At 30.2% G+C, this 25,830-nt stretch carries 24 protein-coding genes; 7 read left to right on the plus strand and 17 right to left on the minus strand.

The annotated features are described in order from the left end of the window. Positions 1–161: 161 nt before the first annotated feature. Positions 162–707 carry a glutathione peroxidase gene (locus tag G9F72_RS16705; RefSeq protein WP_164955768.1) on the plus strand — a complete coding sequence of 182 codons (546 nt, stop codon included), beginning with the start codon at positions 162–164 and terminating at the stop codon, positions 705–707. A gap of 129 nt (positions 708–836) precedes the next feature. Next, positions 837–1,283 carry a MarR family transcriptional regulator gene (locus tag G9F72_RS16710; RefSeq protein WP_318010955.1) on the plus strand — a complete coding sequence of 149 codons (447 nt, stop codon included), beginning with the start codon at positions 837–839 and terminating at the stop codon, positions 1,281–1,283. 80 nt (positions 1,284–1,363) lie between these two features. Here the strand turns inward: G9F72_RS16710 and G9F72_RS16715 are convergent, their stop codons facing one another. After that, complete coding sequence (locus G9F72_RS16715; RefSeq protein ID WP_164956070.1) at positions 1,364–1,786, minus strand: putative ABC transporter permease; 423 nt, start codon at positions 1,784–1,786, stop codon at positions 1,364–1,366. A gap of 223 nt (positions 1,787–2,009) precedes the next feature. Between G9F72_RS16715 and G9F72_RS16720 the strand changes: the two genes are divergently transcribed. Further along, positions 2,010–2,780, plus strand: coding sequence for a YkgJ family cysteine cluster protein (locus G9F72_RS16720; protein WP_164955769.1), 771 nt, complete (start codon positions 2,010–2,012; stop codon positions 2,778–2,780). 50 nt (positions 2,781–2,830) lie between these two features. Here the strand turns inward: G9F72_RS16720 and G9F72_RS16725 are convergent, their stop codons facing one another. The 6 genes from G9F72_RS16725 to G9F72_RS16750 all read right to left on the minus strand — a co-directional run bounded on the left by G9F72_RS16725 (position 2,831) and on the right by G9F72_RS16750 (position 9,448). After that, on the minus strand, positions 2,831–3,679 hold the full coding sequence (locus G9F72_RS16725; RefSeq protein ID WP_164955770.1) for an AraC family transcriptional regulator: 849 nt from the start codon (positions 3,677–3,679) through the stop codon (positions 2,831–2,833). A 96-nt stretch (positions 3,680–3,775) separates the two neighbouring features. Then, the gene (locus tag G9F72_RS16730; RefSeq protein WP_164955771.1) at positions 3,776–4,804 is read right to left on the minus strand and encodes a Gfo/Idh/MocA family protein; all 1,029 of its coding nucleotides are present in this window, start codon (positions 4,802–4,804) and stop codon (positions 3,776–3,778) included. 21 nt (positions 4,805–4,825) lie between these two features. Then, positions 4,826–5,749, minus strand: a complete 924-nt coding sequence (locus tag G9F72_RS16735; RefSeq protein WP_164955772.1) for a sugar phosphate isomerase/epimerase family protein — start codon at positions 5,747–5,749, stop codon at positions 4,826–4,828. Positions 5,750–5,770: 21 nt separating this feature from the next. Next, complete coding sequence (locus G9F72_RS16740; protein WP_164955773.1) at positions 5,771–6,871, minus strand: Gfo/Idh/MocA family protein; 1,101 nt, start codon at positions 6,869–6,871, stop codon at positions 5,771–5,773. Positions 6,872–7,214: 343 nt separating this feature from the next. After that, the gene (locus G9F72_RS16745; protein ID WP_164955774.1) at positions 7,215–8,492 is read right to left on the minus strand and encodes an FAD-dependent oxidoreductase; all 1,278 of its coding nucleotides are present in this window, start codon (positions 8,490–8,492) and stop codon (positions 7,215–7,217) included. Next, positions 8,489–9,448 carry a sulfide/dihydroorotate dehydrogenase-like FAD/NAD-binding protein gene (locus G9F72_RS16750; RefSeq protein WP_224676299.1) on the minus strand — a complete coding sequence of 320 codons (960 nt, stop codon included), beginning with the start codon at positions 9,446–9,448 and terminating at the stop codon, positions 8,489–8,491. The genes G9F72_RS16745 and G9F72_RS16750 overlap by 4 nt, the downstream gene beginning before the upstream one ends. Positions 9,449–9,605: 157 nt before the next feature. Here G9F72_RS16750 and G9F72_RS16755 point away from each other — a divergent pair, with 157 nt between their 5' ends. After that, positions 9,606–10,265 carry a phosphatase PAP2 family protein gene (locus G9F72_RS16755; protein WP_224676151.1) on the plus strand — a complete coding sequence of 220 codons (660 nt, stop codon included), beginning with the start codon at positions 9,606–9,608 and terminating at the stop codon, positions 10,263–10,265. An 87-nt stretch (positions 10,266–10,352) separates the two neighbouring features. On the opposite strand, the gene G9F72_RS16760 is transcribed toward G9F72_RS16755, so the two are convergent. Together G9F72_RS16760 and G9F72_RS16765 are read right to left on the minus strand one after the other, a co-directional pair. Further along, positions 10,353–12,707 (minus strand): ATP-dependent Clp protease ATP-binding subunit, encoded by a 2,355-nt coding sequence (locus G9F72_RS16760; protein WP_164955777.1) that lies wholly within the window; start codon positions 12,705–12,707, stop codon positions 10,353–10,355. A 185-nt stretch (positions 12,708–12,892) separates the two neighbouring features. Then, on the minus strand, positions 12,893–13,045 hold the full coding sequence (locus G9F72_RS16765; protein ID WP_164955778.1) for a hypothetical protein: 153 nt from the start codon (positions 13,043–13,045) through the stop codon (positions 12,893–12,895). Between the two features lie 232 nt (positions 13,046–13,277). On the opposite strand from G9F72_RS16765, the gene G9F72_RS16770 reads away from it, so the two are divergent. After that, positions 13,278–14,870, plus strand: a complete 1,593-nt coding sequence (locus G9F72_RS16770) for a recombinase family protein (protein ID WP_164955779.1) — start codon at positions 13,278–13,280, stop codon at positions 14,868–14,870. Positions 14,871–15,126: 256 nt separating this feature from the next. On the opposite strand, the gene G9F72_RS16775 is transcribed toward G9F72_RS16770, so the two are convergent. Next, positions 15,127–16,257: a D-alanyl-D-alanine carboxypeptidase family protein gene (locus G9F72_RS16775; RefSeq protein ID WP_164955780.1), complete on the minus strand. Its 1,131-nt coding sequence runs from the start codon at positions 16,255–16,257 to the stop codon at positions 15,127–15,129. Between the two features lie 128 nt (positions 16,258–16,385). On the opposite strand from G9F72_RS16775, the gene G9F72_RS16780 reads away from it, so the two are divergent. Both G9F72_RS16780 and ytfJ read left to right on the plus strand, forming a co-directional pair. Continuing rightward, on the plus strand, positions 16,386–16,970 hold the full coding sequence (locus G9F72_RS16780) for a DUF2953 domain-containing protein (RefSeq protein WP_164955781.1): 585 nt from the start codon (positions 16,386–16,388) through the stop codon (positions 16,968–16,970). Further along, the gene (ytfJ, locus tag G9F72_RS16785; protein WP_164955782.1) at positions 16,963–17,385 is read left to right on the plus strand and encodes a GerW family sporulation protein; all 423 of its coding nucleotides are present in this window, start codon (positions 16,963–16,965) and stop codon (positions 17,383–17,385) included. Before G9F72_RS16780 ends, ytfJ begins: the two co-directional genes overlap by 8 nt. 107 nt (positions 17,386–17,492) lie before the next feature. On the opposite strand, the gene scpB is transcribed toward ytfJ, so the two are convergent. The 7 genes from scpB to recN form a co-directional block, all read right to left on the minus strand. After that, positions 17,493–18,092 (minus strand): SMC-Scp complex subunit ScpB, encoded by a 600-nt coding sequence (gene scpB, locus G9F72_RS16790; protein ID WP_164955783.1) that lies wholly within the window; start codon positions 18,090–18,092, stop codon positions 17,493–17,495. A 1-nt stretch (position 18,093) separates the two neighbouring features. Then, positions 18,094–18,834, minus strand: coding sequence for a segregation/condensation protein A (locus G9F72_RS16795; protein WP_164955784.1), 741 nt, complete (start codon positions 18,832–18,834; stop codon positions 18,094–18,096). 221 nt (positions 18,835–19,055) lie between these two features. Then, the gene (locus G9F72_RS16800; protein WP_411955937.1) at positions 19,056–20,249 is read right to left on the minus strand and encodes a serine hydrolase; all 1,194 of its coding nucleotides are present in this window, start codon (positions 20,247–20,249) and stop codon (positions 19,056–19,058) included. Positions 20,250–20,746: 497 nt separating this feature from the next. Continuing rightward, positions 20,747–21,397, minus strand: coding sequence for a stage II sporulation protein M (gene spoIIM / locus G9F72_RS16805; RefSeq protein ID WP_164955785.1), 651 nt, complete (start codon positions 21,395–21,397; stop codon positions 20,747–20,749). Between the two features lie 254 nt (positions 21,398–21,651). Then, the gene (spo0A, locus tag G9F72_RS16810; RefSeq protein WP_164955786.1) at positions 21,652–22,467 is read right to left on the minus strand and encodes a sporulation transcription factor Spo0A; all 816 of its coding nucleotides are present in this window, start codon (positions 22,465–22,467) and stop codon (positions 21,652–21,654) included. A 202-nt stretch (positions 22,468–22,669) separates the two neighbouring features. Further along, complete coding sequence (spoIVB, locus tag G9F72_RS16815) at positions 22,670–23,791, minus strand: SpoIVB peptidase (RefSeq protein WP_164955787.1); 1,122 nt, start codon at positions 23,789–23,791, stop codon at positions 22,670–22,672. 353 nt (positions 23,792–24,144) lie between these two features. Then, positions 24,145–25,827 (minus strand): DNA repair protein RecN, encoded by a 1,683-nt coding sequence (recN, locus tag G9F72_RS16820; protein ID WP_164955788.1) that lies wholly within the window; start codon positions 25,825–25,827, stop codon positions 24,145–24,147. Positions 25,828–25,830 lie beyond the last annotated feature (3 nt).

Consider the following 25,830-nt stretch of genomic DNA (forward strand, 5'->3'; position numbering starts at 1 on the left):
ATACGTATATTATTTTTATCTCATTTAAAAAGAAGTCCTTGACAGTTTATGATTAAGGTGATATATTCAAGTCATAAATCAATTGAATACAATTTAATTTAACATAATTAAATTAACATATTGTAATATAAGAAAAACATTTAAAGGAGGATTATTAAATTATGAACATTTATAACTATAAATTTAAAACTATCGATGGAGAGGATGCAACGTTAGGTGAGTTCAAAGATAAGGTATTATTAATAGTTAATACTGCAAGTAAATGTGGGTTTACACCTCAATTTACTGATTTACAAAAACTATATGAGAAATATAATTCTAAAGGCTTTGAAATACTTGGTTTCCCATCTAATCAGTTTGCAGAGCAAGAACCTGCAAATAATGACGAGGTAAAAAGTTTTTGTGAAATTAATTTTGGAGTAACTTTTCCACTTTCTGAAAAAGTTGAAGTTAGAGGTAATGATGCTCATCCACTATTTAAATATTTAACTGATAAAGTAGCATTTAAAGGATTTGACATGAATAACCCAAGTGCTAAACATTTACATGATTTTTTACAAGAAAAATTTCCTGACTATTTATTAGGTGATTCAATTAAATGGAATTTCACTAAATTTTTAGTAGATAGACAAGGAAATGTTGTAGAAAGATTTGAATCACCCATAGAGCCAATGGGTATTGAAGAAAATATAAAAAAACTACTATAAAACTCCATTGCGTTAATTTTACTAGTGTGAACATAAAACATATTTTTCAAGTTTTAATATATGTTTTATGTTCATACTTTTTTTATTTTAACATAAGTAAAATGAAAAACCATAAAGGAAGTGATCCAAGTGAAACATGAAGCACTTAAATTAGATAACCAATTATGCTTTGCTCTATATGCTTGTTCACGTGAAATAACAAAGTTGTATAAGCCTATTTTAGATAAACTGGGTATAACCTATACTCAATATATTTCTCTTTTAGTATTATGGGAAAAAGATAATATAACAGTAAAAGACCTGGGAGAAAAATTACATCTAGATTCTGGAACATTGACGCCACTGCTTAAAAAATTAGAGTTCATGGAGCTAGTAAATAGAAATCGAGATACTATAGATGAAAGAAAAGTATACGTTAAATTAACTGATAAGGGTGTTGAATTAAAAACAATGGCCATTGAAATACCAAATAAAATTCTTTGCTCTACAGGACTTTCCCTTCAAAGTGCAGAACTTTTGAAGGAAAACATTAATTCTTTATTGTTAACTTTAACTCCTGGTAATAATATCAAATAAAAGAATATACAGTAGTTTAATGTATTTATTACATTAAACACACTGTATATTCTTTTACATTTCTAAAAATTTCACATTACTCATTTAGCCTTATAATTAATACTGTTTTCAATGCGTATTATAGCATCATGGATTTTTTCAAAGATAATCCCAACCAAAAACCATACTGGGGCATATTCCAATGTAATTATTCCGCCTATTGATAATGTTTTATTTACATAGTTCCAAGGGCACATACCTAAAACCGACCTTAGCAGCAGTCCGCAAACTAATTCTACTGCAAATATAAGAACCATGTATATACCTCCCCTAGCAATAAGCGGAAGATGTTTTATCCTATAATGCACAGGTTCAAGAAATACAGCAAGCCCATATATAGGGAACATCCAAATACAGGTAGTGCCCCTAAGTAAAACATCACCCGTAAGCAGCGCGCCAAAACCATTCCACAAAACCTCTGCCAAAAGGCCTAACAGTCCATAAACAATAAATCTTTTCCACATAAATGTATTGTTTGTATTCCCTTGCATAATATACTGCTAACTTAATTAATTAGTGAAAAAACAAAAATACACATGCATTTACAATAGGATATACTGTACTGAGCTTACATTTACTTGTAGAATCAACCTATCTATTGTAATATAATATAAATAATATAATGATAGTGCACAAATTATAAACAGTAATTTTTCAAATGAGCTTAAACAAGGGGGAAAGTTTAAAATGCAAATTAATGCTAGTTTAGCAATAATTCCTAAAGATCAATTATGTATATGCGGAAGTGACAAATTTTTTTCTGATTGTTGTATGAAAAAAGATCATATTTATGAAGCAATGACCCTACCTGATACTGGAAGGCAAGTCATTTACGATCAAACTGAAATTATCATGGCAGTTAAAATTTTAAATGGTTTTATTGAATCTAGAATCGATTCAATAAATTCCGAATTACCTCAGGTGGAGGCAATACGGAAACTCAAACGACTTTACGAAAAGCTAGATAATGCTTTAAAACCTATAGAGAAAGTAACTTCTTGCAAGCAGGGTTGCAATCATTGTTGCTTTTTACCGATTTTATCAAGTCAACTTGAAAATGAATTAATAAAAAATTATATGAGTGAACATTATTCTACTGATAAATTGGCTGAATTTGAGTATAAAATCAATCAAAACAAAGATACGCTATCACAGCTTATACATATTAATGGTAGATTTATGGATGAAAACTATAAATTATATTCCACCGCTAATATTCCTTGTTCTTTTTTAGATAGTGATAGCAATTGCAGCATTTATAATGTAAGGCCTTTTATCTGCAGAAAATATTTAGTTTTTAATAATCCAACAGTTTGTGAAAACACTTTAAATAAAACCGATCAGTACTATTCAACTTACCTAACTAAGGTAAAAGACTCCATAATAAAGCTTAATAAGCTAACCTATGGTGAAAATTTTCAGTACAAACATATATTATCTTGGTTTTTAGAAAACTGAAATATCTAATAAGTTTAATTAAAAACGGCGTTGATATTAAACTATCAACGCTATTTTATAGTTTTTCTGTACTCCATAGGTGCCGAGCCCTTTGAATTTTTAAATACCCTATTAAAAGTTTTAACGCTATTAAATCCAGATTTATACGCAACTTCTGTAATTGAATTGGTATCATACATAAGGTACCACTCAGCTTTTGTTATTTTAAAATTGTTTAAATACTCCACAAAGGTCATTCCAGTATTTTCTTTAAAAAATCTAGTGAAATGGTACTTACTAAAGCCTGCAACTTTTGAAATCTCATCTAACCCTATTTGATTTTGATAATTTTTCTCTACATGTGCAAATACCTTATCCAGCTTCTTAAGTCTCTCCATTTGTCTACTCTCATCCTCCTTTGAATAGGCTGTTTTAGGCATATATCTAAGTAGTATAACTGCCAAATCATAGAGTCTTGCTTTTAAAATGAGTTTATATCCTTCTTTAGTTTTGCCGTACTCCTCAATAATCTCCTGTATCTGTTTTTCCATTAAATCGTGAACTTCACTTCCGTAAGTCAGGAGACTCGAGTGAATAAACATTGGTTTAATAATTCTATTATCCTTTGTTCCCGAAAGAAAGCTATCGTATATTGACATTCTAAATTGTATCACGGCTCTTTTGCTGACTTGTTTTTGCTTAAAAAAATAATGAATCTCTCCTGAACCAATAATGAGTATGTCCCCAACTATCAAGTTATAGATTTCCTTATTTACCATTACTTTAAGATTTCCTTCCACAAGATAAATAATTTCAATATCCTCATGAAAATGATGAGGTGTGCTAGTATTCCCATCATTAAAGAACAATCTAAACGGAAAATCCTGCTCTAATATTGTTTTTTCTAAGCTAACTTGCATAATACCCTCCAGAAGTTTAATTAATTCAGACAACAATTGTATATTAAAATAGGCATACAAATTTTTAGACTTGTATGCCTATAATTATTTTGCCTGTTACAGCTTTATTTTAACTCTTTTTTTACCAGATTCATAGATGCTACATATAATTCTTTGTGTTTTTATTGCTTGTTCCCCATTAATATCAGGCTGGATGCCTAAACTTAATGCATGGTAATAGTTCTTTATTTGTTTTGAATGGCTTATTCCCCAATATCCCTTTGCTCCATTTCCATAATCGAAAGTTTCATTTGGGTTATTATCTGCAATTAATTCTCTGCCATCGTTAAGCACCACATGAGCTCTATCCCCTACCATAGTTGCAATCCCATTTTCACAATGAAGTTCTATTTCTACCGGAGCATCATAAGTATAATAATTAATGGCATGAAAAGCTGTAACTACTCCATTCTTATACTTTATAATTCCTTCAGCACAGTCCTCTACCTGTATTATTTCATGAGCCCTATTACTTATGCTAGCATCTATATAATCTATGTCACAGTTTACAAACCAGCTCATTAGATCCATAGTATGAATTGCTTGATCTATAATAACTCCTCCACCTTCTTTTTCCCAGGTACCTTTCCAATCACTGTGACTGTAATATTCATCTGAACGGTTCCAAGTAACCTCAAGCTTACCTGATAGTATTTTACCAAGTTCACCGGAATCAAGAGTGTTTTTTATAAGTTGTGACCCTGGATTATATCTATTTTGAAATATAACTCCCAATGTAACCTTGTTATCTTTTGCAGCCAAAATCATATTTTCTGCGTCTAGAAGGCTTATAGACATAGGCTTTTCAGTAAGCACATGTTTACCATGATTGGCAGCATAAATAGCCACCTCTGCATGAAGATAGTGAGGAAGACATATGTGAACTGCATCTAATTCTTCCTTTAAAATCATTTCTTTATAATCTGTATAGTATGCACAATTATATTGCTCTGCCTTTATTTTTGCTCTATCTTCCTTTATGTCACATACACAAGTCACCTTAGCATTCTCGAGTGCATTTACAGATTGAGCATGCATGGGAAATATGTTCCCACATCCAATAATTCCTACTTTAAATATCTTCATTTCAACATCTCCTAAATAGTTCTATATTAATTTTTGAAGATAATCTATTCCAATTTGCAGACCTTCCTTTACCTTTTCTGCGCTACCTTCATAAAGGGGATCTTCATGTTCAATACTAACCACTCCCGCATAGCCTACATCTGTTAACTCCTTAAAAAGACTTTTCCAGTCTACCTGTCCAAGTCCAGGCATTCTATATCTCCAATATCCAAAGTCCTCGGAGCTTATGTTTAGTTGTTTGTTAAATACACCATATGTTTTTAAATTTTCCTTAAATACTTCTGTGTCCTTTGCATGTACATGGAATATTCTATCCTTAAATTCCTTAACAGGAGTAATATAATCCATTAGTAGAGCATGCATGTGAGATGGATCATAATTTAATCCAAAGTTTTTATTAGGAACTCTTTTGAACATCTCTCTCCAAAGCTCAGGAGTAAATGAAATAGTCCCTGGCATTCCCGCTACCTGCCAACCAATCATTGGACAGTTTTCGATTATCACCTTAATGTCTCTCTCCTGCGCATACTTCACTAAATCTCCAAAAACAACCTCAAACTCATCAAAGTTCTCCTCCAGGGACTTATCTATATTTCTTCCTACAAAAGTTCCTACTGCTGGCACCCCTAGGAGTACTGCTGCATCTACACATTTTTTAAAATGTTTATTTATATTAGACCTTATAGTAAGGTCTCTATGTAAATTGTTATCATAATAAGCAATTGAAGATATAGTAAGCCCATACTCATTAAAGTATGCTTTTATTTTCTCCGCTTCCTCTTGCGTAAAGTTAGCTACATCTATTTCACTTCCTGAATAATCACGACTGTTAGTTCTTGGCCAACAAGCAAGTTCTAAAGACTTAAACCCATGCACGCTTGCCCATCTTGCTTTTTCTTTAAGTGGAATACCACCTAGACATCCTGTTAAAAGTCCTATATACATATTAACAACCTCCTTATATTCTTAATTATTAAAATAGACAGGTTTTCCTGTTTTAGAAGACTCATATATTGCTTCAAGTATTTCTGTAACTACTAATGCTTGTTCTGGTTTTACTACAGGCTCACTATCATTCAATATACAGTCAATCCACGCTCTTGCTTCCAGGTCTGCTGGATCTTCTGAGCTTCCTTCATAAAAAGCAACCCCACCAGAACTAAAGTCTACTTTGGTTTCATACAATCTACTTAGATTTTCTCCGTTTATCCGAAGTCCATCCTTCATATCTGCTCCCCCCTTTGTACCGCAAAGAGTTGTTTGCGCTTCACCTACATCAAGACTATTTAATGCCCAACTTGATTCTAAAATAATAGTTGCTCCATTTTCCATGGTAATAAATCCAAAGGCTGAGTCCTCTACAGTGAATTTTTTAGGGTCCCAGGGTCCCCATGCATTAGCTGCATTTTCTTTACTACTAAGCTTATGATATACATTTCCAACTACATATTTAGGTTTATAATTATTTAACATCCATAAGGTTAGGTCCAATGCATGAGTACCTATGTCTATTAAAGGGCCTCCACCTTGCTCAAATTCATTAAGAAAAACCCCCCAAGTAGGCACCGCACGTCTTCTTATAGCATGCGCTTTTGCAAAATATATTTCTCCCAAATTACCATTTTCACAAATTTCATGAAGGTATCTTGAGTCACCTCTAAAGCGATTCTGATAGCCTATAGTAAGTTTTTTACCTACACGTAATGAAGCTTCCAGCATTCTTCTTGCTTCAACTGTGGTTTTAGCCATTGGCTTTTCACACATTACATGCTTGCCAGCTTCTAGTACATCTACAGTAATGGTGCTATGCGATCTATTCGGTGTACATACATGTACAACATCAATACTTTTGTCTTTCAAAAGTTCCTTGTAATCTTCATAAACCACTGCATCTTTAGTTCCAAATTTCACTGCAGACGCCTCAGCTTTTTCTTTTGAAATATCACAAAATGCTACCATTTGAACCTGTGATATTTTAGCTAAACTGGGCATATGTTTGTTATTTGCAATGCCACCACAACCTATTATGCCAACTTTCAACTTCTTCTCATTACATGTATTCTCCATAATATATACTGATTTTCAAGTCACAACATAGTTATAACAGGAAAGTCAGGTTTTTCACTTCCTTTCAAAATATATTAATTGAGAATCTACTTTTCTATAATTTACTATTACAAAAGACTAGTTTCTCTAAGTAATTCTTATTTATCGTTTACATTTCTCATTTTACAATATAATAAATTTTATTACTCGCCATGAATTGCGGAATTATCCTCAAATATTGCTTTTTATTAAAAAATAGCTACATAGTCCCCTAACTTATTTGTTTTGAAATACCTTGCAGTTATAAAGGTTCGAAAAAGTAAAAAGGTCCGCTCATCTTAAGCTGACCTTTCCATTTCTTGCTCTATATAAGTTTTTCGTTAAATATGTGGGTTAGATTTAATTTTTCTACTTTCCCCACAATTTTGTCTATATCCAAAGTATAAAGTCCGAGTTCCTGCATTCTATTAAAATACTCTGCTCCTGCGAAGGTATATCTGTTTGTTCTTCCTTCTTTAGAGTCTATTTTTTCATTTGCATATGCTATTATGTCTCCCACGGCTAGAGATCTTGGTAATATAAGTAGCGGCATACCTAAATAATTTCTTATTGCATTGTGTCCAGCTAAAGCACCCGTTATAATAGCCTCTGTGTGCCCTACAAATAACCCAGCCTTCTCACCTGCACAGAACAAGTTATCTAGGCCTATAACCTTCATACTGTTTGTTCTTGGAGCTACGGATAGGTATCTTATGGAGTTTCCCTTTCCCCCTGCATATGGATCTATATATTTTGCATGCTCTAAGCCTTTAATTTTTCTTAATTTATCTAATGGATAATACGACGTCATAAGCTTTGCATGACCCGTATCTAAAAGTATTAAATTTTCTGCAAACTCTTTAAGAGCATACTGCTGACATACCTTTAATTTAAGTTTATCTAAATTAACATCTTCTTCTGGGACCTTTAAAACAACCACTCCTGTTTCATCCAGTTGTTTTATAACGTCACTCGTTAAGGAATCCTTAGCTAGTTTACAAGAACCGCTAAAGGCTCCATATACATCTTCTTCTCTTTCTCCTTTTAAGTCTTCAATACCTGCTCTGTAGCTTATGCTTACTCTTGGTCCAAAAGCTGGGCATCTTAACACACACATTGAACATCCATTTCCATATTTTAAGCAGTTACCCATTGGACCTGTTGAACCTGTAGTTTCTATAAATACATCTGCCTCAACATATTTTCCATCTGATAGATATATTCCTTTTAGTCTATTGCCTTCTTTTTCAACATCTACAACTCTTGTTACCATGTTTATTTCTATATCCATAGCTTTTAAATATTTTTCAACTGCTGGTTCAATTTTATTTACATCGTAAAGCCAGGCATGTTTGTGCCCCGGAAAATCAATATTTTTATGTCTACTATTATCATCAGTTAAATGTATTAAATCTCCTGCTCCTAGAGCTATCATTTCTTCTGATGCAGTATATCTTCCATTATTTCTCATAATGCCACCTACATTTCCAAGTCCTAAAAGCATATCTGTTTTTTCATATAATATAACCTCAGCACCAGCTTTCTTTGCTGTGATTGCCGCACTACACCCAGACCAACCACCACCAATTACAATAACCTTCAAAATATTCTCCTCCCCTCTAATACGTATTTAGGTTCTGTCTGCATTTTGCAGAGCCTTCTTAATTTGCGGTCGTTATTTTTTCTTGTGCAACAACCGCAAATGCCTTCTCCACAGCACATTTTCGCATTATTGCAACAGGAATATTTAATGTTTTTGTCTATATCTTGTACAGCCTTCATCAATTCATAATTTAAAACATCTGCCGCATCACAATGCACTAATTTAATATCATTATTATGGATTAAATCCTTCAATATATTATTAAATTCATCTGTGATTCTGCCACGGACTATAGTATTAACCATTATAACTTTTGAAGCATATTTATCTAGATACCCACTCACGAAGCTATTTTTATAGGGAGAATTGTCAAGCACAACTGTAATTTCATTATTATTCCCATGCAAATGCTTAAGTGGAGGTATCATGGGGGCCTGCCCTATACCTCTTGCTACAATTAAACATTTGCTATTCACAATTGTATTTATGTTTTTTAATCCTAAAATGCCATTCCAAAATGGTGCTTTTACCAGCATCTCCTCCCCTTGCTTTAATACATCTAATGCTTTAGTTTTAGATCCTTTTAATTCTATTGCAATAGTTATGGTATTATTTCTTGTATCAGTATCCATTATTGATATTGGTGTATCAAATCTTGTATCCGTATCTGGCCGTCTAACAAAAACATAGCTTCCTGCATGAACCAGTTCACTTACCAATTTATCACTTGCTTCTAATGTAAATACAATAATATTATCCTCATATTTATTTTTCTCTACTATTTTGCAATAATAATATTTCCTACTTTCTTTAGCTTTGTAGTTGTTTGAAGCATATTCTTGATATATACATACTCCATTCCAATTACTACAGTCACAGAAATTTTTACCTGCTAGCTGCGAACATAATATACAGTCTCCTGTTTCTGCCAGATGGCAAGGACATGCTCGCAACACCAAACTGCGATTCTACCCTGTGCATTTTATTCACCCTGTTCATAGAAATGTTTAAATTTTATAGTAATGACACAATATTCATAAAAAATTTTCACAAAAATCATTGAAACTATTTTGATTTTCCGTTAAAATGGTCTATGAAGAGAGGACTGATTACTTGAAAAAACTTTTTAAAAATTTGTTGCCACTAATACTTATTGGTTCTATCCCTTTTTCTAATTTATTTTATTGGACACTGAATAATACCCAGAGAGGGGTTTATGACCTAACTACTGATTTAGATAGATCTTTACCACTTATAAAAATCTTTATAATACCTTATATGTCTTTATGGTTTTACTTAGCCATTTGTTTTGTTTATTTGTGCTTTAAAAACAGAAAAGTTTATTATAAGATTATGATTACACTAGTCCTATGTTATGTTATTGCTTTTATAACCTTTTACTTTTTTCAAACCACTGTTTCAAGGCCTCTTGTCACAGGGAATGATATATTCTCAAAAATGATTCTATTCACCTATAAGTCGGACAAGCCCTTTAATTGTTTTCCAAGCATACATGTAATTACTGCATACCTTGCCATGAAAGGAATTAATCTCACAGATGCTAGGAAACGGATTAAAATTCCAGTTAATGTGGTAGGATTTCTTATTATTATATCCACTCAATTTGTTAAACAACACGTTATAATGGATATATTTTTCGCAATCTTTTTATGTGACGTATTTTTCTATTGCATTACCTATATGGAGGAGCATTACGTGTTTTACAGTTCTAAAAAAGCTTATAATTTACTAGAAAAAGATATTGAACAATAAAGTGTAAAAGCTGCTGAATGATTTTCAGCAGCTTTTACACTTTATTTTGTACATTAGTATAAACGGTTTATCCTTATGGCATCTTATTTATTGAAGCCTTATAACGATTTTACCACCTTTTAATTCTATGGTTATATTTGACCCTTCAGTAAATTCATTTTGAAGATACTGCTCTGCAATCTCATCTTCAATATATTTTTGAATAGTCCTCCTGAGTGGCCTTGCTCCATATTTATCATCGTATCCTTTTTCTAATACAAAGTCTTTTACCTCGTCTGTTATTTCTAATATGATTTTCTTTTCTCTTACCTCATCCACAACTTCCATAATCATTAAATCTACTATTTTGCGAAGTTCTTCCTTGTTTAGAGGAGTAAATACAATAGTTTCATCTACTCTATTTAAAAATTCCGGCCTAAACGTTTCTTTTAGTGCATCCTTTACACGAGCTTCTAAAATATCATAATTGTCCTGAACAAAACCAATGCTACTTGCTTTAAATTTAGTACCTGCATTAGATGTCATTATTATTACAGTATTATCAAAAAAAACAGTTCTGCCTTGACTATCTGTTAATCTTCCGTCTTCAAGAATTTGTAACAGCATGTTAAAAACATCGGGATGAGCTTTCTCTATTTCATCTAAAAGGATCACGCAGTAAGGCTTTCTTCTGACTTTTTCAGTTAATTGGCCAGCTTGATCATAGCCTACATATCCTGGCGGTGCACCAATCAACTTTGAAACCGTATGTTTTTCCATGTATTCAGACATATCTATACGAATTAATGCTTCCTCACTTCCAAAAAGCTCACAGGCCAGTGCTTTAACTAGCTCTGTTTTTCCAACCCCAGTTGGTCCAACAAAAATAAAAGAGGAAGGCTTTTTCTTTTTTCGAAATCCTGAACGATTCCGCCTAATTGCTCTAGATAAACTCGTAATAGCTTGATTTTGTCCTATAACTCGTTTATGTAGTCTGTTTTCTAAGTCCAATAGTTTTTTCGCTTCTTTTTCTGTAATCTTTTGAATTGGAATTTTAGTCCATGATTCAATTACAAAAGCAATATCCTCTACAGTAATTTGAACCTCATTGCATTTTTTCTCGATTTCAACAATATCTTCTTTTATTTTGCATAACTTCATTCTATATTCTGCAGCTTTTTCGAAATTTCCAGTTTCCTCTGCATCATTCTTTGAGTTTTGTACTTTTTCTGATTGTTCTTTTAATCCTGCAAGTTCCACAAGTCCTCTATTCTTTAAATTCGCTCTAGAACCCGCTTCATCAATGACGTCTATAGCTTTATCTGGAAGAAATCTGTCAGTTATATATCTTTCAGATAAACTTACAACTTCTTCGATTATTTCATCAGATATTTTAACTTTGTGATATTCTTCATAATAGCCTCGTATTCCTTTTAAAATTTCTATTGTCTCAGCTATACTAGGTTCTTCGACTAAGACTGGCTGAAATCTTCTTTCAAGTGCAGCGTCTTTCTCTATATATTTTCTATATTCCTCAAGTGTTGTCACGCCAATAACTTGTATTTCACCTTTAGATAGTGCAGGTTTTAAAATGTTTGCTGCATTCATTGACCCACCTTGAACTTCTCCAGCACCCATAATATTGTGCACCTCATCAATAACCAATATTATATTTCCACTTTCCTTAGCTTCCTCAATGATTGACTTCATCCGACTTTCAAATTGTCCTCTAAATTGAGTGCCTGCAACAACAGCCGTAAGATCAAGGAGATAAACTTCAGCATTAAATAATTTCTCTGGAACTTGTTTTTCCGCAATTCTAACGGCTAAGCCCTCTGCAATAGCTGTCTTGCCTACACCAGCTTCTCCAATTAGTATAGGATTATTTTTGGTTCTTCTATTTAAAATCTGTACCACACGATCAATTTCTTTATTTCTTCCAATAACTTTGTCTACACCCTTTTGATTTGCTTTGTTTGTTAGATTTATTCCATAAGTGTCTAAGTGCTTTCGCTTCTTTTTAAACCAATTCTTTTTTGATTTATCTTCAGGTGTATCTTTAACCTTTGAGGAAGTTTCAATTTCCTCATCTATAAAATCTTTATTTTCATCTTTAGGTGAAAATAAGCCATTAAAAATATTACCAATAAGTTTTTTCCCTTCACCATTCTCATTGTTCATATCTCCAAGATTCATATCCTCTAAGTTCATATCTTTTAAATTCATATCTTCTAAATTCATATCTTCTAAATCCATGTCTTTAAAGATATTACCCATTTGCTGGTTTAAATTTTCAATATCCTCTGAAGATATGCCAGCTTGTTGCATCAATTGATCCATAACTGGAACACCCTTCTTTTTAGCACACTCTATACATAAAGCTACTGTTTCAGTTTTTCCACTTTCAATTTTTGATGTTAATATCATTGCTATATTTTTTTTACATACATCGCATAACTTCATATAAATCATCTCCATATTTCATGTTGTATTAATATTATAATAGTATATCATTTTTTAATAGAATTTGTTTAGTATATTCAGTATTGTTTGTTTTTTATTAATAAATAACACTTCTAATTGCTTTTAAGTTCTCCCTTTTCTATTCATTCTACACCTGTAACCATAATCCTTTTTATAAGCTAGTGTTACTTTTGGCTAAGCTTCTCTATTAATTCATCTATTTCTTGTAATGAAAGCTTTGAAGCTAATATTCTTAACGCAGTTTTTGTATAGAGTCCGCTTAAAAGTTCTATTTCGCTCTTATTTAATTCTAAAAGGACGGTAGAGTTAACCTTCATTTATAATCCCCCAAACACACTATTATATTATAGTATGCTTATTTAACCACAATGTTACAAAGATGTAAATACCAAAATATATTAAGTTATATACATCACTTGTGCATATTATTTTTTAAAATACATATCTTTATTTTGTAAAGCTATTAAAGTCCACATACTATGGAATTTCACCTCTTATCCAAGTTTACCCTTTAACAAACTTTAAATCAATTATTGAGGAGTAAGTAAATTGAAAATTGCAGCTATATACTCCAGAAAATCAAAGATTACAACAAAAGGTGAATCACTGATTAACCAAATTGAACTATGTAAGCATGAAGGTAATCATTTGGGCATTGATAAGTTTATAATATACGAAGATGAAGGTTTTTCAGGAAAAAATATTCAAAGGCCTCAGTTTCAAAAAATGCTAAGTGATGCAAAAGAAAGAGAATTTAATGTACTTATCTGTTACAGACTTGATAGAATCAGTAGAAATATATCTGACTTTTCTACTCTTATAAATGAATTAGATAGTCTGCATATAAGCTTTATAAGTGTTAATGAGCAATTTGATACCTCAACCCCTATGGGTCGTGCCATGATGTATATTGCTTCTGTTTTTGCACAACTTGAACGTGAAACTATTGGTGAAAGGGTAAGAGACAATATGTTGGAGTTAGCTAAAAGCGGACGATGGCTGGGAGGCCAAACACCTTTAGGCTATGAAAGTAAAAAAACGTCCTATTTAGATTCTGAGTTCAAAGATAAAACTATGCATACTCTATACCCTGTAAAAGAAGAATTAGATGTTGTAAAGTTCATATATGATAAATATTTACAATATAAGTCTATTAGCCAGGTTTTTATCTGTGTTTTTCAAAAAAATATTAAGACAAAAAATGGAGCTGACTTTAATAAGAAAAGAATTCAGCTTATATTAAGAAATCCTCTCTACGTTAGAGCAAATGAAGCAGTTATGAAGCATCTAGAATTTATTGGAATGAATGTAATGGGAAAGGTTGACGATATTCATGGCATTCTAACTTATAATAAAAGTAAAGGTACTAATATTAAACGAGATATAAGTGAATGGATAGCTGCTGTTTCTAAACATGAAGGAGTTATTGATGCCCCTGTTTGGCTTTTGATTCAACAAATATTAGATGAAAACAAAAACAAAGCTCCCCGCCTTGGAACCTCAGCCGCTGCTTTACTTACCGGAACTTTAAAGTGTTCTAAATGCGGTAAAAGTATGATAGTTAAACATGGTCATATTAGTGCGCATTCCAATAAAAAAATCCAGTATTATGTTTGTAGTACTAAAGATTATTCAAAAGGCCTTCGATGTAACAATCCTAATATCCGAGTAGATGAACTTGAACCAATAGTTATAGATAATTTAAAAAATGTGACAATGGACAAAAGTGTTCTTTTAGAAGAGTTAAATAAAATTAAATCTGATATGACCAGAAATAATTTTATGCAATGCGAATTAGACAATTTACCATCACAAATGAAAATAAAGCAAGCCCAAATAGATATTCTAATAAGCCAATTATCACTAGACAATGAGATATCAAAATATATAAGACCGCAAATTTTGAAATTAGGGGATGAATTAGAAAAACTAAAGTATAAATTTGAAAACTTAAAAGCTACTTCCTATAAAAACGATAAATGGGACGCAAATAAATTCCTATATTCCTTAAGTAACTTTTCTTCTCTATCCGATGAGTTAGATTTCAATAGTAAACATCTATTAATTAACAGTATTATACATTCAATATATTGGGATGGTGCTAAAGGTATCATTAAAATAAATCTGAGGTCCTTAAAATGATAAGCTCATTATCGCAGTTTAGTGTGGCTAGGACAAAATTCACTTCCTACATCAATACAATCGTAGGGTTCATAACTCATCAATATAACCTCCTAAGCACTATACTATTAAAATATTTAAAAGTCTAAAAATTGTTACAATTTAAATAACAATAGTTCGAAATACCAGAAGAATATCTAGTCACTTACTAAATGGTTACTTATAATGTTTTTAGCAAATAAATAAAAGAGTCTTATAGGCTCTTTTATTTATTTATTTATTTATTAGGAATAATAAAATTCACAATTTTATCAAATTTTCGACTAAACATATTTTTCCTTGGCACAGTGTTTTTAGCTACTAACGCTTCTGTAAACAAGAGTTTACTGTTTGAATATACTTCTACCCTACCGACCTTTTCACCCAATTTTATTGGAGCAATTATCTCATATAAGGGCTTTTTAATTTTAATATCAATATTTTCATCCACCTTTACTGGTATTATAATATCTCTTGCACTTACTATTTGTACATTAGTGGTCCCATTTTTTATTTTAAGAGATCCCAAAGTATCATCTTTACTAATTAGTTTCTTATATTCATAGTTTTTTTCTATATAATTATTTATTTTTTCAGTTTCTTTCCATCTAGGAGTACAATTCAAAGTAATTATAATAACCTCTCTATTTTGAATTTTAACAGAAGTAACTAAACATTTACCTGCCTTTCCAGTAAAACCTGTTTTTACTCCTGTGGCATTTGGTAAAAGATATAAAATTTTATTTATATTATGGTAGCTTCTATTAAAACCATATTCTTTAGCATCAATATCTTTAGAACATACTATATCATTAAATAGTTTAATTTCTTTTGCCTTTGCAGTAACTAAAGCTAAATCATATGCCGTAGAATAATGATTACTACTATCTAAGCCATGAGGAGATTCAAAATTGCTATTAAGTAATCCAATTTCTAGTGCATACTCATTCATAAGCTTTAGAAACTCATCCACATTTCCACTTATTCCTTCTGCAATAGCAATAGCAGCATCATTTCCAGACCTCAGCATAAGCCCATATAATAACTCTTTCAAGGTTATTTCTTCTCCACTTTTTAACCCTATTTCTGAACCACGTATAGAAGCCGCCTTTTCTGACACAATTATTTTTTTGTTTAAATCTCCACATTTAATTGCCACAAGGCAAGTTATTATCTTTGTGGTGCTTGCAATTTCAATGGGAGTATATGCATTTTTTTCATATAAAACAATCTTTGTATCTGCGTCTATTGCTATAGCACTTATAGCATTAACGTATATATCCTTAGCGTAAACATTTTGAATTAATGATGTGAATAAAAAAAATAAACATAAAACTATTGATAAAAACATTTTAAACTTTTTTCTCATAACCTCACCTCTTTATTTTTAGTAAATAATTTTGAACAACTATAAATATAGTGATATATAGTGCTTAATTGATTTTTTTATAGATTTTTGGACATAATACCAATTATTAGCCATACTGGGAGGTTGACATGTTTAAAGGTATAATAGTAATTCTTTTAACCTTAATAATTATATTATTTCCAATCCCATTGAAAATAACTCTTAAATATAGGAACAAAGTTTTGGAAATTTATATATATAATAAAAAAATAAAGGCAAAAAGCCCTTCGAAAGATAAAGTAAATTCTAAAATAAAAAGCATCGAAAAAGGAATCGCAAAGATAGATTTTTTTAAATCATTAACTTATAACGATATAAAATTAATTATTTACAAAATTAAGAATTTAAAATTTAAGCCAACAATGATTTTAAATACTTATTTAGAATATGGGCTTGATGATGCTGCATTTGTAGCTATTTTATACGGCCTAATTCATACTTCCTATAGTTTTTTGTATTTGCTATTACAAAATTTTGTTGAAGTAAAGAAAATAGATCTTAAAGTTACCCCTCATTTCGAAGAAAATGATTTTAATTTAGAAATTTCTAGTATAATTTATACCAGTTTAGGAAAAATTATTTATATGTCATTTGTAATGATAACTTGCCTTATAAGCATAAAGCATAAGAATTCAAATTTGAAAAAATATAAAGGAGGAAATGTACATGGATAGTCATCCAATTGAAAATTTAATGAGGACCACTATGGAAAGTATAAAAGATATGATAGATGTAAATACCATTGTAGGAGACCCTGTAGAATCAATAGATGGTACTACAATTATTCCTATATCAAGAGTATGTGTTGGTTTTGCATCTGGTGGTAGTGAATTTAATAATGTTAAACCTAGTTCTTCCTGCGATAAATACCCTTTTGGTGGTGGTTCTGGAGCTGGAGTAACTGTTAAGCCTGTTGCATTTTTAGTTGTTAAAAACGATTCAATAAGGCTATTATCTGTAGATCAGCAAAATACATATGATAGAATCGTTGATACTGTACCACAAGTAATCGACATTATTAAAAGTATGTTTAAGGATAAGAGCGATAAGTATAAAGAATCTGAAGATAGTGAAAAGTGTGATGAATAATTAAATTTAAACTTATAAATGTCAAATGTGAAACCCTACCATAATAAAGTTTTTAATATAAAGCTTTATTATGGCAAGGTTTTATAATTTTAAATCTTTGAAAATAGTTATTCTGCTTCATCGCTTTCAATATTTTCTTGCAAATTTTCATTATTAAACTTTTCTAAAGACGGCATTTCAGCCAGACTATAAAAATCAAAATGTTTAAGAAATTCATCTGTAGTTACATAAATAATTGGTCTTCCAGGGACATTTTTTCGTCCACTTTCTTCAATTAACTTTTTTTCTGACAAGGTATATATGGCTCTATCACTTTTTACACCTCTGATATCCTCAATTTCCACTCTTGTTATGGGTTGTTTATATGCAATTATTGCTAGTGTTTCAAGTGAGGCCTGCGAAAGTGATTGTCTAATATTCGTCTTTAACAGTTTTTGAACATAGTCACTATTACAGGGTTTTGTAACAAATTGATATTGATCATTAGTTACTATAATTTTAATTCCCCTGTCCTCTTCTTCATATTTTACTATTAATTCATTTACTAGTTCTCTTGTAAAATCATTGCTACATTCTAAAATATTTGCTATATCCGTTAGTTTTAATGAATCTCCAGTAACAAACAACAAGGATTCAATAATAGAAAAATATATTTTTTTAGTAGAAACCTCTTCAATGTCTAATTGTGTAATATTAAATTCCTTCATGCTAATTTACCCTTTCTAAATATATGTCTTTAAAAGTACTTTCCTGAATTACTCTCACACTTCTAATCTTAATTAGTTCAAGTAATGCTAAAAACGTGACAATAACTTCTATTTTTGATGAATATCCAATGATTAACTTTGAAAAATATACTTTTCCAAATAAATTAAGTGCTTCTTTTAATTCTTCCATCTTATCTTCTATTTTGTATTCATCCACTAATATTTTTTTATTTATGATATTATCAACATTCATTTTATTTATATATTGCTGCATTAAATTGTTGTACAAATTATACAAATCAAGCATTGTAACATTTTTTAGAAAATCTATTTCTTTAGTGCTTTTATTATCTTCTTCTATTATTTCTGGTTTCTTACTAAACATTATACCTGCTCCCTGCTCTAGTATCTTTAAGTCTTCCGCTACAGCTTTATATTTCCTATATTCTATTAATTTATTTAATAATTCCGCTTCTACATCATTTTCTTCTTCTTTACTGTTTTCCTCTTTATTTTTAGGTAATAATCGTTTGGATTTAATTTGAATTAAAGTTGCAGCTATAACAATGAATTCCGATGTTACTTCTAAATCCATTTCACTCATAGTTTTAAGATACTCCAAGTACTGATTGGTAATTTCATAAATATTAATGTCATAAATGTTCATCTCATTTTTCTTAATAAGATGCAATAACAAGTCAAAAGGGCCTTCAAAATTAGTTACTTTAATACTTAATGGCATGTACACTCTCTCCTAAATAAAATTTTAATTATAAAGAAATATGGCATTTATATTAGTTTCTTTATATTATGCTATTTTAAGTATAGTGCATCTTAAAATAAATAACTAGTCAGTATGTAATTTAAAAAGAAAAATATACTATATTATAAAAAAAATCAGCTTCCAAGCAAAGTTTTTTTTGCCTAGAAGCTATACTTTTATATCACAATAAATGTATTAACTTAGATTGCTCTATCAAAAAGGTCAGTAAAATTATTTTTAATATTATCCCACACTCTAGATTTTTTAATATCTCTATCACTATAGATAATAATCTTACCTCTTAATTCATTATCAACATATATTTCACAAAATCCAATAGCCACATCTTTTTTATACTCTTTCAAGCCTTCCTCTAAAACAAACTTTTTAGTGATTTCATTTTTCTTACCTCTCTCAAGAGTTATAAGAAAATTTTCTTTTGCTTTAGCTATTAGAAATTTATCAGCTTTTTTATTTAGTGGTATTTTTTCCAATTCTTCATCTTTTGCTATTACTTTTTTAGTTTCAAATTTAGAGAAGCCATAGTTCATTAACATGCTAGCATCACTATTTCTTATTTTATAAGTTGGTGCGCCCATAATTATTGCTAGCATTCGTACATTATTTCTTACTGCGGTGGCAGAAATACAGTATTTCGCCTCGCTTGTGAATCCAGTTTTAAGTCCATCACAACCATCAAAAAATCTAACAAGTTTATTGTGATTTACAAGACCTATAGGAGTCTTTCTCCCTTCAGTAATAGTTTCCATATAAGTTCCTGAATATTTCAGTATTTTAGGATGTTTTAATAACTCTCTAGACATAATTGAAATATCATAGGCAGAGGTAAGATGTCCATCCGCACTTAGCCCAGTGCAGTTTTTAAAAGCTGTATCTTTCATATCGAGACTTTTTGCTTTTTCATTCATCATAGTTACAAATGCACCTTCACTGCCCCCTAAATACTCAGCCATCGCGACTGCTGCATCATTTCCTGAGGCAATAGAAATGCCTTTTAATATTTCTTCCACAGTTCTAATTTCACCAGTATCAAGTATCATACTGCTTCCACCCATTTTCTTTGAGTTTTCACTTATAGTTATTTTATCTTGTAATTTAATCTTACCTGCATCTATAGCCTCCATAGCGAGTAGCATAGTCATTATTTTTGTTACTGAGGCCGGAGCAAATTTTTCATGAGAATTTTTTTCATATATTATTTTTCCACTAGACGGCTCCATTAATAGTGCTGACTTTGCTTCTACTTGAATTCCGCTACTAACCTTATTTTCTCCTTCCGCCTTTGCTGAAATTGTAAAAACCTGTGTGGTAAAAATTAAGGATAAAAACAAACATACTAAACTTTTAATATTTCTTTTCATATTTCTTTTCATATGGTTCCTCCTCATGTTTCTTTCCGCTAGACAACAATTATTATGTGCTGTCTACCTTGTTCAAAATTTATATCATTATTTTTACCAAGTTACCACAATATTATCACTATTTATTTAAATAAAATAAAAAAAATTATTATACTCATTAAACAAAATAAAAACCCGCCTTCATATTTGAGAGCTGGTTTTTGTTTTATTAAATTCTATTAGTGCAAATAAATTGCTCATAATATTTCTCCCATATTATAGTAAATATTGTTGTTTATAAAGAATTTAGCCTCTAAAAAACAAATAAAATGTAAGAATGTAACTATAAGCTAATTTATAGTTTTTATCAACTAATTTGTAAACAAATATAGAATTTTTGTAAATTGTTGTATTATTAATTATATTTTGAAGTAAATACTCCACAGCTTTAGGTAAGAAAACTCCAATTACTAGTAAAATTACAAAGCATTTTATCGTTAGCATTACAAAACGCAATAATTCCTTATGCCTCATTTACTTACGCTTCCCAAATTATTAATAAGATGTTTAATAAAATATGGTGCAATATAGGATTCTATAATTATCCCTATAAACAAGAATGCTATTATTACAATAAATATTACGCTATAATACATAATTCTGCTAGATATACTACTTGTCCATTGTTTATTAAACTTATCTTTAAGTAACATTATAGAAAATTCCATTGATACAACAGATGCAAAGATAACGCATGGAATATAGATCAAATTTTGAGGCAGAACCCCTAGTGCTGCAATTCCAATACCGCTTTTTCCAAGACCGCTAATCATAAAGCTAAATGTAAATCCAACTGTAAATCCTTTCAATAAATCAATAATTATGATTATTGGTATTCCTACAATGGTTAAACCTAAAAACCAAAGAAAAATAATCACAGGTAGATTATTTTTAAGTGATTGAAAAAATATTAACTTATAACTAATCCCATTTGTATTTGAAGGGTCGATAAAATTCATCAAGTAATTTACTAAATCATTTTTTTCAATCTCCCCCATGTATTTCACACTATAGATTCCTAATATTATACCTGTAAATACACAAAGAATACTTATAATATATAGCCAGAAATTTTCTTGTATATGTTTGTTTATATTACTTATTAGTGTATTAGATGACATAACTTATTCCCCCTTTGTTTATCATTTTTCTTATTAATCAGTACTCATAATAAATTGTAAAATTAAAAGTAAATAATTATAAAATGAATATTATAACTTATTTCATATTTATGATAATAAAGGGGGTTATATGCATACTTAGTTTAACATTTTTAACAAATAATTTTATATTGCTTTTATAGTTTTTGTAATTTGTATTTTCGTTAAAAAAATAATACAACCCTATGCATAGTGCACGTAGGTTGTATCACTTATCAACTTACTCTGTTTTGTAATCTTAACTTATCAGCTACCATAGCTATAAATTCACTATTTGTTGGTTTGCCTTTAGCATTGTGTATAGTGTACCCAAATATCTTATTTATAGTTTCAACTTGACCACGTCCCCATGCTACTTCTATAGCATGCCTTATTGCTCTCTCTACTCTGCTAGCAGTTGTATTGAATTTTTTAGCAATAGATGGATATAACTCTTTTGTTACTGCAGATAAGAGTTCAATATCATTTACTACCATAGTAATTGCTTCTCTTAAATACATATATCCTTTAATATGAGCTGGTACACCAATTTCATGAATTATACTTGTGATTTCAGCTTCTAAATCCATTGGTTCATTTCGACTGGTTTTTCTAGGTTCAGTTGTGTCAATAAAAGAAATTGATTTCTTGCTATGATCACTAGAAATTGTATTATTAAACATCTGTCTTATTCTTTTTGTAAAAACATCCATATCGAAAGGTTTTACTACATAATAATCTGCTCCCAAAGTAATAGCTCTTTGTGTAATTTTATCTTGACCTACCGCAGATAATACTATTATTTTAGGTATCGGATCAAGATCCATGCTGCCTAATCTTTCTAGAACACCAAGACCATCTAAATGAGGCATTATTATGTCTAATACTACTAAATCAGGTTTTCTCTCTTTTATTAGTTTAAGAGCTTCTATTCCGTCCTTTGCAATGCCTGTAACTACAATATCCCTTTGGCTTAACAGATAATCATTTAATATATTACAGAATTCTTTATTATCATCTGCAATAAGCACACTAATTCTAGGCTCTTCCATATTATAACTCCCCCTTACAAATAAATTACCGTTTCCATAACTTAACAAATTATAAATTCGACAAAAGAATTTTAATTCCTTCTAATATTGAAAAAAATTACAAATAAATAAAAATTTATTATTATTTGTAAAATAAAAGATAGCATTTGCTATCCTTTACCTGTTAATCTCTATTTTACCTCTTTTTTTTTAAAATTGCTAGTTATTTTGATATTATGCCAGCATCTTTAAGCATCCATTCTATATATATTCCGTACCCCATATCAGGTTTATTAATTAAAACATGAGTAACCGCTCCAATAATTTTATTATTCTGAATTATCGGACTACCGCTCATACCTTGCACTATACCTCCAGTTTTTTCTAGAAGTCTAGAATCTGTAATTTTAATAATCATACTTTTAGATCCAGATGTATTTTGAGGTAATAGTTTCTGAATTTCTATTTGAAACAATTCAGGTTCAGTTCCGTTTATAGTAGTTAGAATTTCAGCTTTACCTTCTTTAATTTCATTTCTTAAACCAATTTTCATAGGCTTATTAAATTTACTATTAATAAGGCTTTTAGCTCCGTTCCCAAATATACCGCATTCTGTATTTTTTATTATTTGTCCTTTTGTTTTATTTTCATCTATAAAAAGGCCTCTTAATTCTCCCGGATTTCCTCTTGTTCCTTTTTTTATAGATACGATATTAGATGATACAATTACTCCATTACTAACACTTAAAATCGTTCCTGTATCTGCATCTGTAATGGGATGGCCAAGAGCCGCAAATTTTTTAGTTTTATCATCATATAGTGTTAATGTTCCTACACCTGCCGTTGAATCCCTTACCCATAATCCAATTTTTCTTTTCCCATCTTTAGAATCCACTGTAGGTTTAACCTTTATATCAAAGGTATTTAAATTATTTTTTCTCTGTATTTTTAAGGTAATATAAGAATTATTTTCCCTATTAACAAATCTCGTTACATCTTCCGCACGATTTATTTCAATATCATTTATTTTTATTATACTATCTCCTATCTGCACACCTGAAGTTGCCGCAGGACTTGCTATTTTCCCCTTACTGCTATCAATATCAGATAAAGCTACTACTAGGACACCTTTAATATTCAATTTAACACCAATTGGTTGTCCTCCTGGGTAAACCATGATTTCTGCATTACCTTGATCCACTTTTGCAATTTGGCTAAAATATACGCCTCCAATAGGTCTATCAAATTTAGCAAGAAGGTTATTTTGTGTTTTAAAGTATCCACTTAAAGCAATAATTACTAGAGGTGTCATAATCCAACATATTAAATTAAATCTCTTCTTCATGTGCTTTACCTCCTTATCTCTTATAGTTATAACTTTAAGTTACCCTCGACTTCTTTACATTATGCTATAACATTAATTCAATAATAGTTAAACAAATAGATTGAAAACTAATTTATCATAAATTAAATAAATTATTCTTCATTTCAATTATTTTCACATTTTTTTATAAATTTCATAGTGGCAAATTTGTTATTATATATAGAAATAGGATTTTCAAGCTTACTATATTTTCCGAAAAGATAACTAATAATAAAAAAAATCATCAATGATGCATTTAACATCATTGATGATTTTATTTTTCCCTATAAAACATATTTTTATTACTATATTATTTTTAAAAACAAAAACTAAATTTACTTTTGATTTTTGGCCATATTTATCATTTCTTTAGAATTTTCTAAAGTTAATTTCGTAACCTCGGTCCCACCTATCATTCTGGCTATTTCCTGTTGTTTTTCACCATCATTCATTTTTATAATACTAGTATAAGTTTTATCATTTATAACATTTTTAGATATTAAATAATTTGTATCCGCCATACTAGCTATTTGAGGTAAATGAGTTACGCAGAATATCTGATGATTTTTAGATATTAAATACATTTTTTCCGCAACACATTGTGCAATTCTACCACTAATACCAGTATCTATTTCATCAAATATAACAGTAGGTATTTCATCCTTATCGACGAACACAGTTTTCAGTGCAAGCATTATACGTGACAATTCTCCTCCAGACACAATAGCTTCTAGTGGGCTCAGTGGTTCTCCGGGATTAGTAGATATACAAAATTGAACCTTATCACATCCGTTTTCATAAAATTCGTCTTCTAATTTTACCTCTATGTAGAATTTACTTTTTTCAAGTCCAATATAATTTAATTCATCTTTTATTTTATCCTGGAGCTCTTTTGAAATATCACATCTAATTCCATGAATCTCGTCCCCTATAATTCTCATTTCACGCTCTAAAACTATTTTTTCATTTTTAAGACGAGTAATTATTTCACTACTATTAGTTAATTCTTCAAACTCAGCTTCAATTTTTTCTTTATATTCAAAAATTTCTTCAATAGTGGCTCCATATTTCCTTTTGCAAATGTTAATTTGGCTTATTCTGCTATTTAAATATTCCAATTCACTTTCATCATAGTAGATTGTTTCTTTTAAGTTTCTGAGGTCTGTAATGTTTTCTTCTATATTATAGTAGCTTTCTTCTATAGAGTCTGTAATTGTCTTTATCTTTTCCATATGCTTTTCTATGGTTCGGAGTTCCTTAATAGCAATAGCTAAATTATAAAAAACAGAAGTATTTTCCTCATCGCTAATATATAACAATCCGTAGCTTTTTGATAGATGTTTCTCCAATTTTTCTGCATTACTGATGATAGCATACTTTTCTAAAAGTTCTTCATCTTCACCAATTTTGATATTAGTATTATTAATTTCTTCTATTTGGTAATTCAAAAAATCAATTCTCTTAGCACGTTGTCCTTCATTTCCTTCAAGTTTGTGAATCTTATTTTTAATCTGGGTAAGCCTTGCATATTTATCATTATATCCTGCAAGAACCTCATTGATCTTATCCCCACCAAAGGAATCCACATAAAATATATGATTAACACTATCTAATAAATTATGATTATCATGTTGGCCATGAATATCTAGTAATGTCTTACTAATATATTTAACCTTTGAAAGTAGCAATGATTTACCATTAACTTTAGCAATACTTTTTCCAGATTGAAAGGTTTCCCGACTTACAATTACCATGTCCTCATAATCAATTTCCATATCATCTAGTGCATCTTTGTTATTTTTATTATCGATGGTAAAGATAGCCTCAACATAAGTTTTGTCTTCCCCTGTTCGAATTGTGTTCTTATTAAATTTTCCCCCTAGCACATAATTTATAGCATCAATCAAAATTGATTTTCCTGCTCCCGTTTCACCAGAAAGCACGTTAAATCCTCCATCAAAATTAATACTTAAATTTTCAATTAAAGCAAAATTTATGATATTTAATTGTAGGAGCATACT

Origin of the sequence: Clostridium estertheticum, assembly GCF_011065935.2 — a bacterium.
Taxonomy (GTDB): Bacteria; Bacillota; Clostridia; order Clostridiales; family Clostridiaceae; genus Clostridium_AD; species Clostridium_AD estertheticum_A.

Excerpts from the sequence above, each read along its gene's own strand:
- G9F72_RS16705 (WP_164955768.1), top strand. The coding sequence starts at position 162 with ATGAACATTTATAACTATAAATTTAAAACTATCGATGGAGAGGATGCA.
- G9F72_RS16715 (WP_164956070.1), bottom strand. The coding sequence starts at position 1,786 with ATGTGGAAAAGATTTATTGTTTATGGACTGTTAGGCCTTTTGGCAGAG.
- G9F72_RS16720 (WP_164955769.1), top strand. The coding sequence starts at position 2,010 with ATGCAAATTAATGCTAGTTTAGCAATAATTCCTAAAGATCAATTATGT.
- G9F72_RS16725 (WP_164955770.1), bottom strand. The coding sequence starts at position 3,679 with ATGCAAGTTAGCTTAGAAAAAACAATATTAGAGCAGGATTTTCCGTTT.
- G9F72_RS16730 (WP_164955771.1), bottom strand. The coding sequence starts at position 4,804 with ATGAAGATATTTAAAGTAGGAATTATTGGATGTGGGAACATATTTCCC.
- G9F72_RS16735 (WP_164955772.1), bottom strand. The coding sequence starts at position 5,749 with ATGTATATAGGACTTTTAACAGGATGTCTAGGTGGTATTCCACTTAAA.
- G9F72_RS16740 (WP_164955773.1), bottom strand. The coding sequence starts at position 6,871 with ATGGAGAATACATGTAATGAGAAGAAGTTGAAAGTTGGCATAATAGGT.
- G9F72_RS16760 (WP_164955777.1), bottom strand. The coding sequence starts at position 12,707 with ATGAAGTTATGCGATGTATGTAAAAAAAATATAGCAATGATATTAACA.
- G9F72_RS16765 (WP_164955778.1), bottom strand. The coding sequence starts at position 13,045 with ATGAAGGTTAACTCTACCGTCCTTTTAGAATTAAATAAGAGCGAAATA.
- G9F72_RS16775 (WP_164955780.1), bottom strand. The coding sequence starts at position 16,257 with ATGAGAAAAAAGTTTAAAATGTTTTTATCAATAGTTTTATGTTTATTT.
- G9F72_RS16780 (WP_164955781.1), top strand. The coding sequence starts at position 16,386 with ATGTTTAAAGGTATAATAGTAATTCTTTTAACCTTAATAATTATATTA.
- ytfJ (WP_164955782.1), top strand. The coding sequence starts at position 16,963 with ATGGATAGTCATCCAATTGAAAATTTAATGAGGACCACTATGGAAAGT.
- scpB (WP_164955783.1), bottom strand. The coding sequence starts at position 18,092 with ATGAAGGAATTTAATATTACACAATTAGACATTGAAGAGGTTTCTACT.
- G9F72_RS16795 (WP_164955784.1), bottom strand. The coding sequence starts at position 18,834 with ATGCCATTAAGTATTAAAGTAACTAATTTTGAAGGCCCTTTTGACTTG.
- G9F72_RS16800 (WP_411955937.1), bottom strand. The coding sequence starts at position 20,249 with ATGAAAAGAAATATGAAAAGAAATATTAAAAGTTTAGTATGTTTGTTT.
- spoIIM (WP_164955785.1), bottom strand. The coding sequence starts at position 21,397 with ATGTCATCTAATACACTAATAAGTAATATAAACAAACATATACAAGAA.
- spo0A (WP_164955786.1), bottom strand. The coding sequence starts at position 22,467 with ATGGAAGAGCCTAGAATTAGTGTGCTTATTGCAGATGATAATAAAGAA.
- spoIVB (WP_164955787.1), bottom strand. The coding sequence starts at position 23,791 with ATGAAGAAGAGATTTAATTTAATATGTTGGATTATGACACCTCTAGTA.
- recN (WP_164955788.1), bottom strand. The coding sequence starts at position 25,827 with ATGCTCCTACAATTAAATATCATAAATTTTGCTTTAATTGAAAATTTA.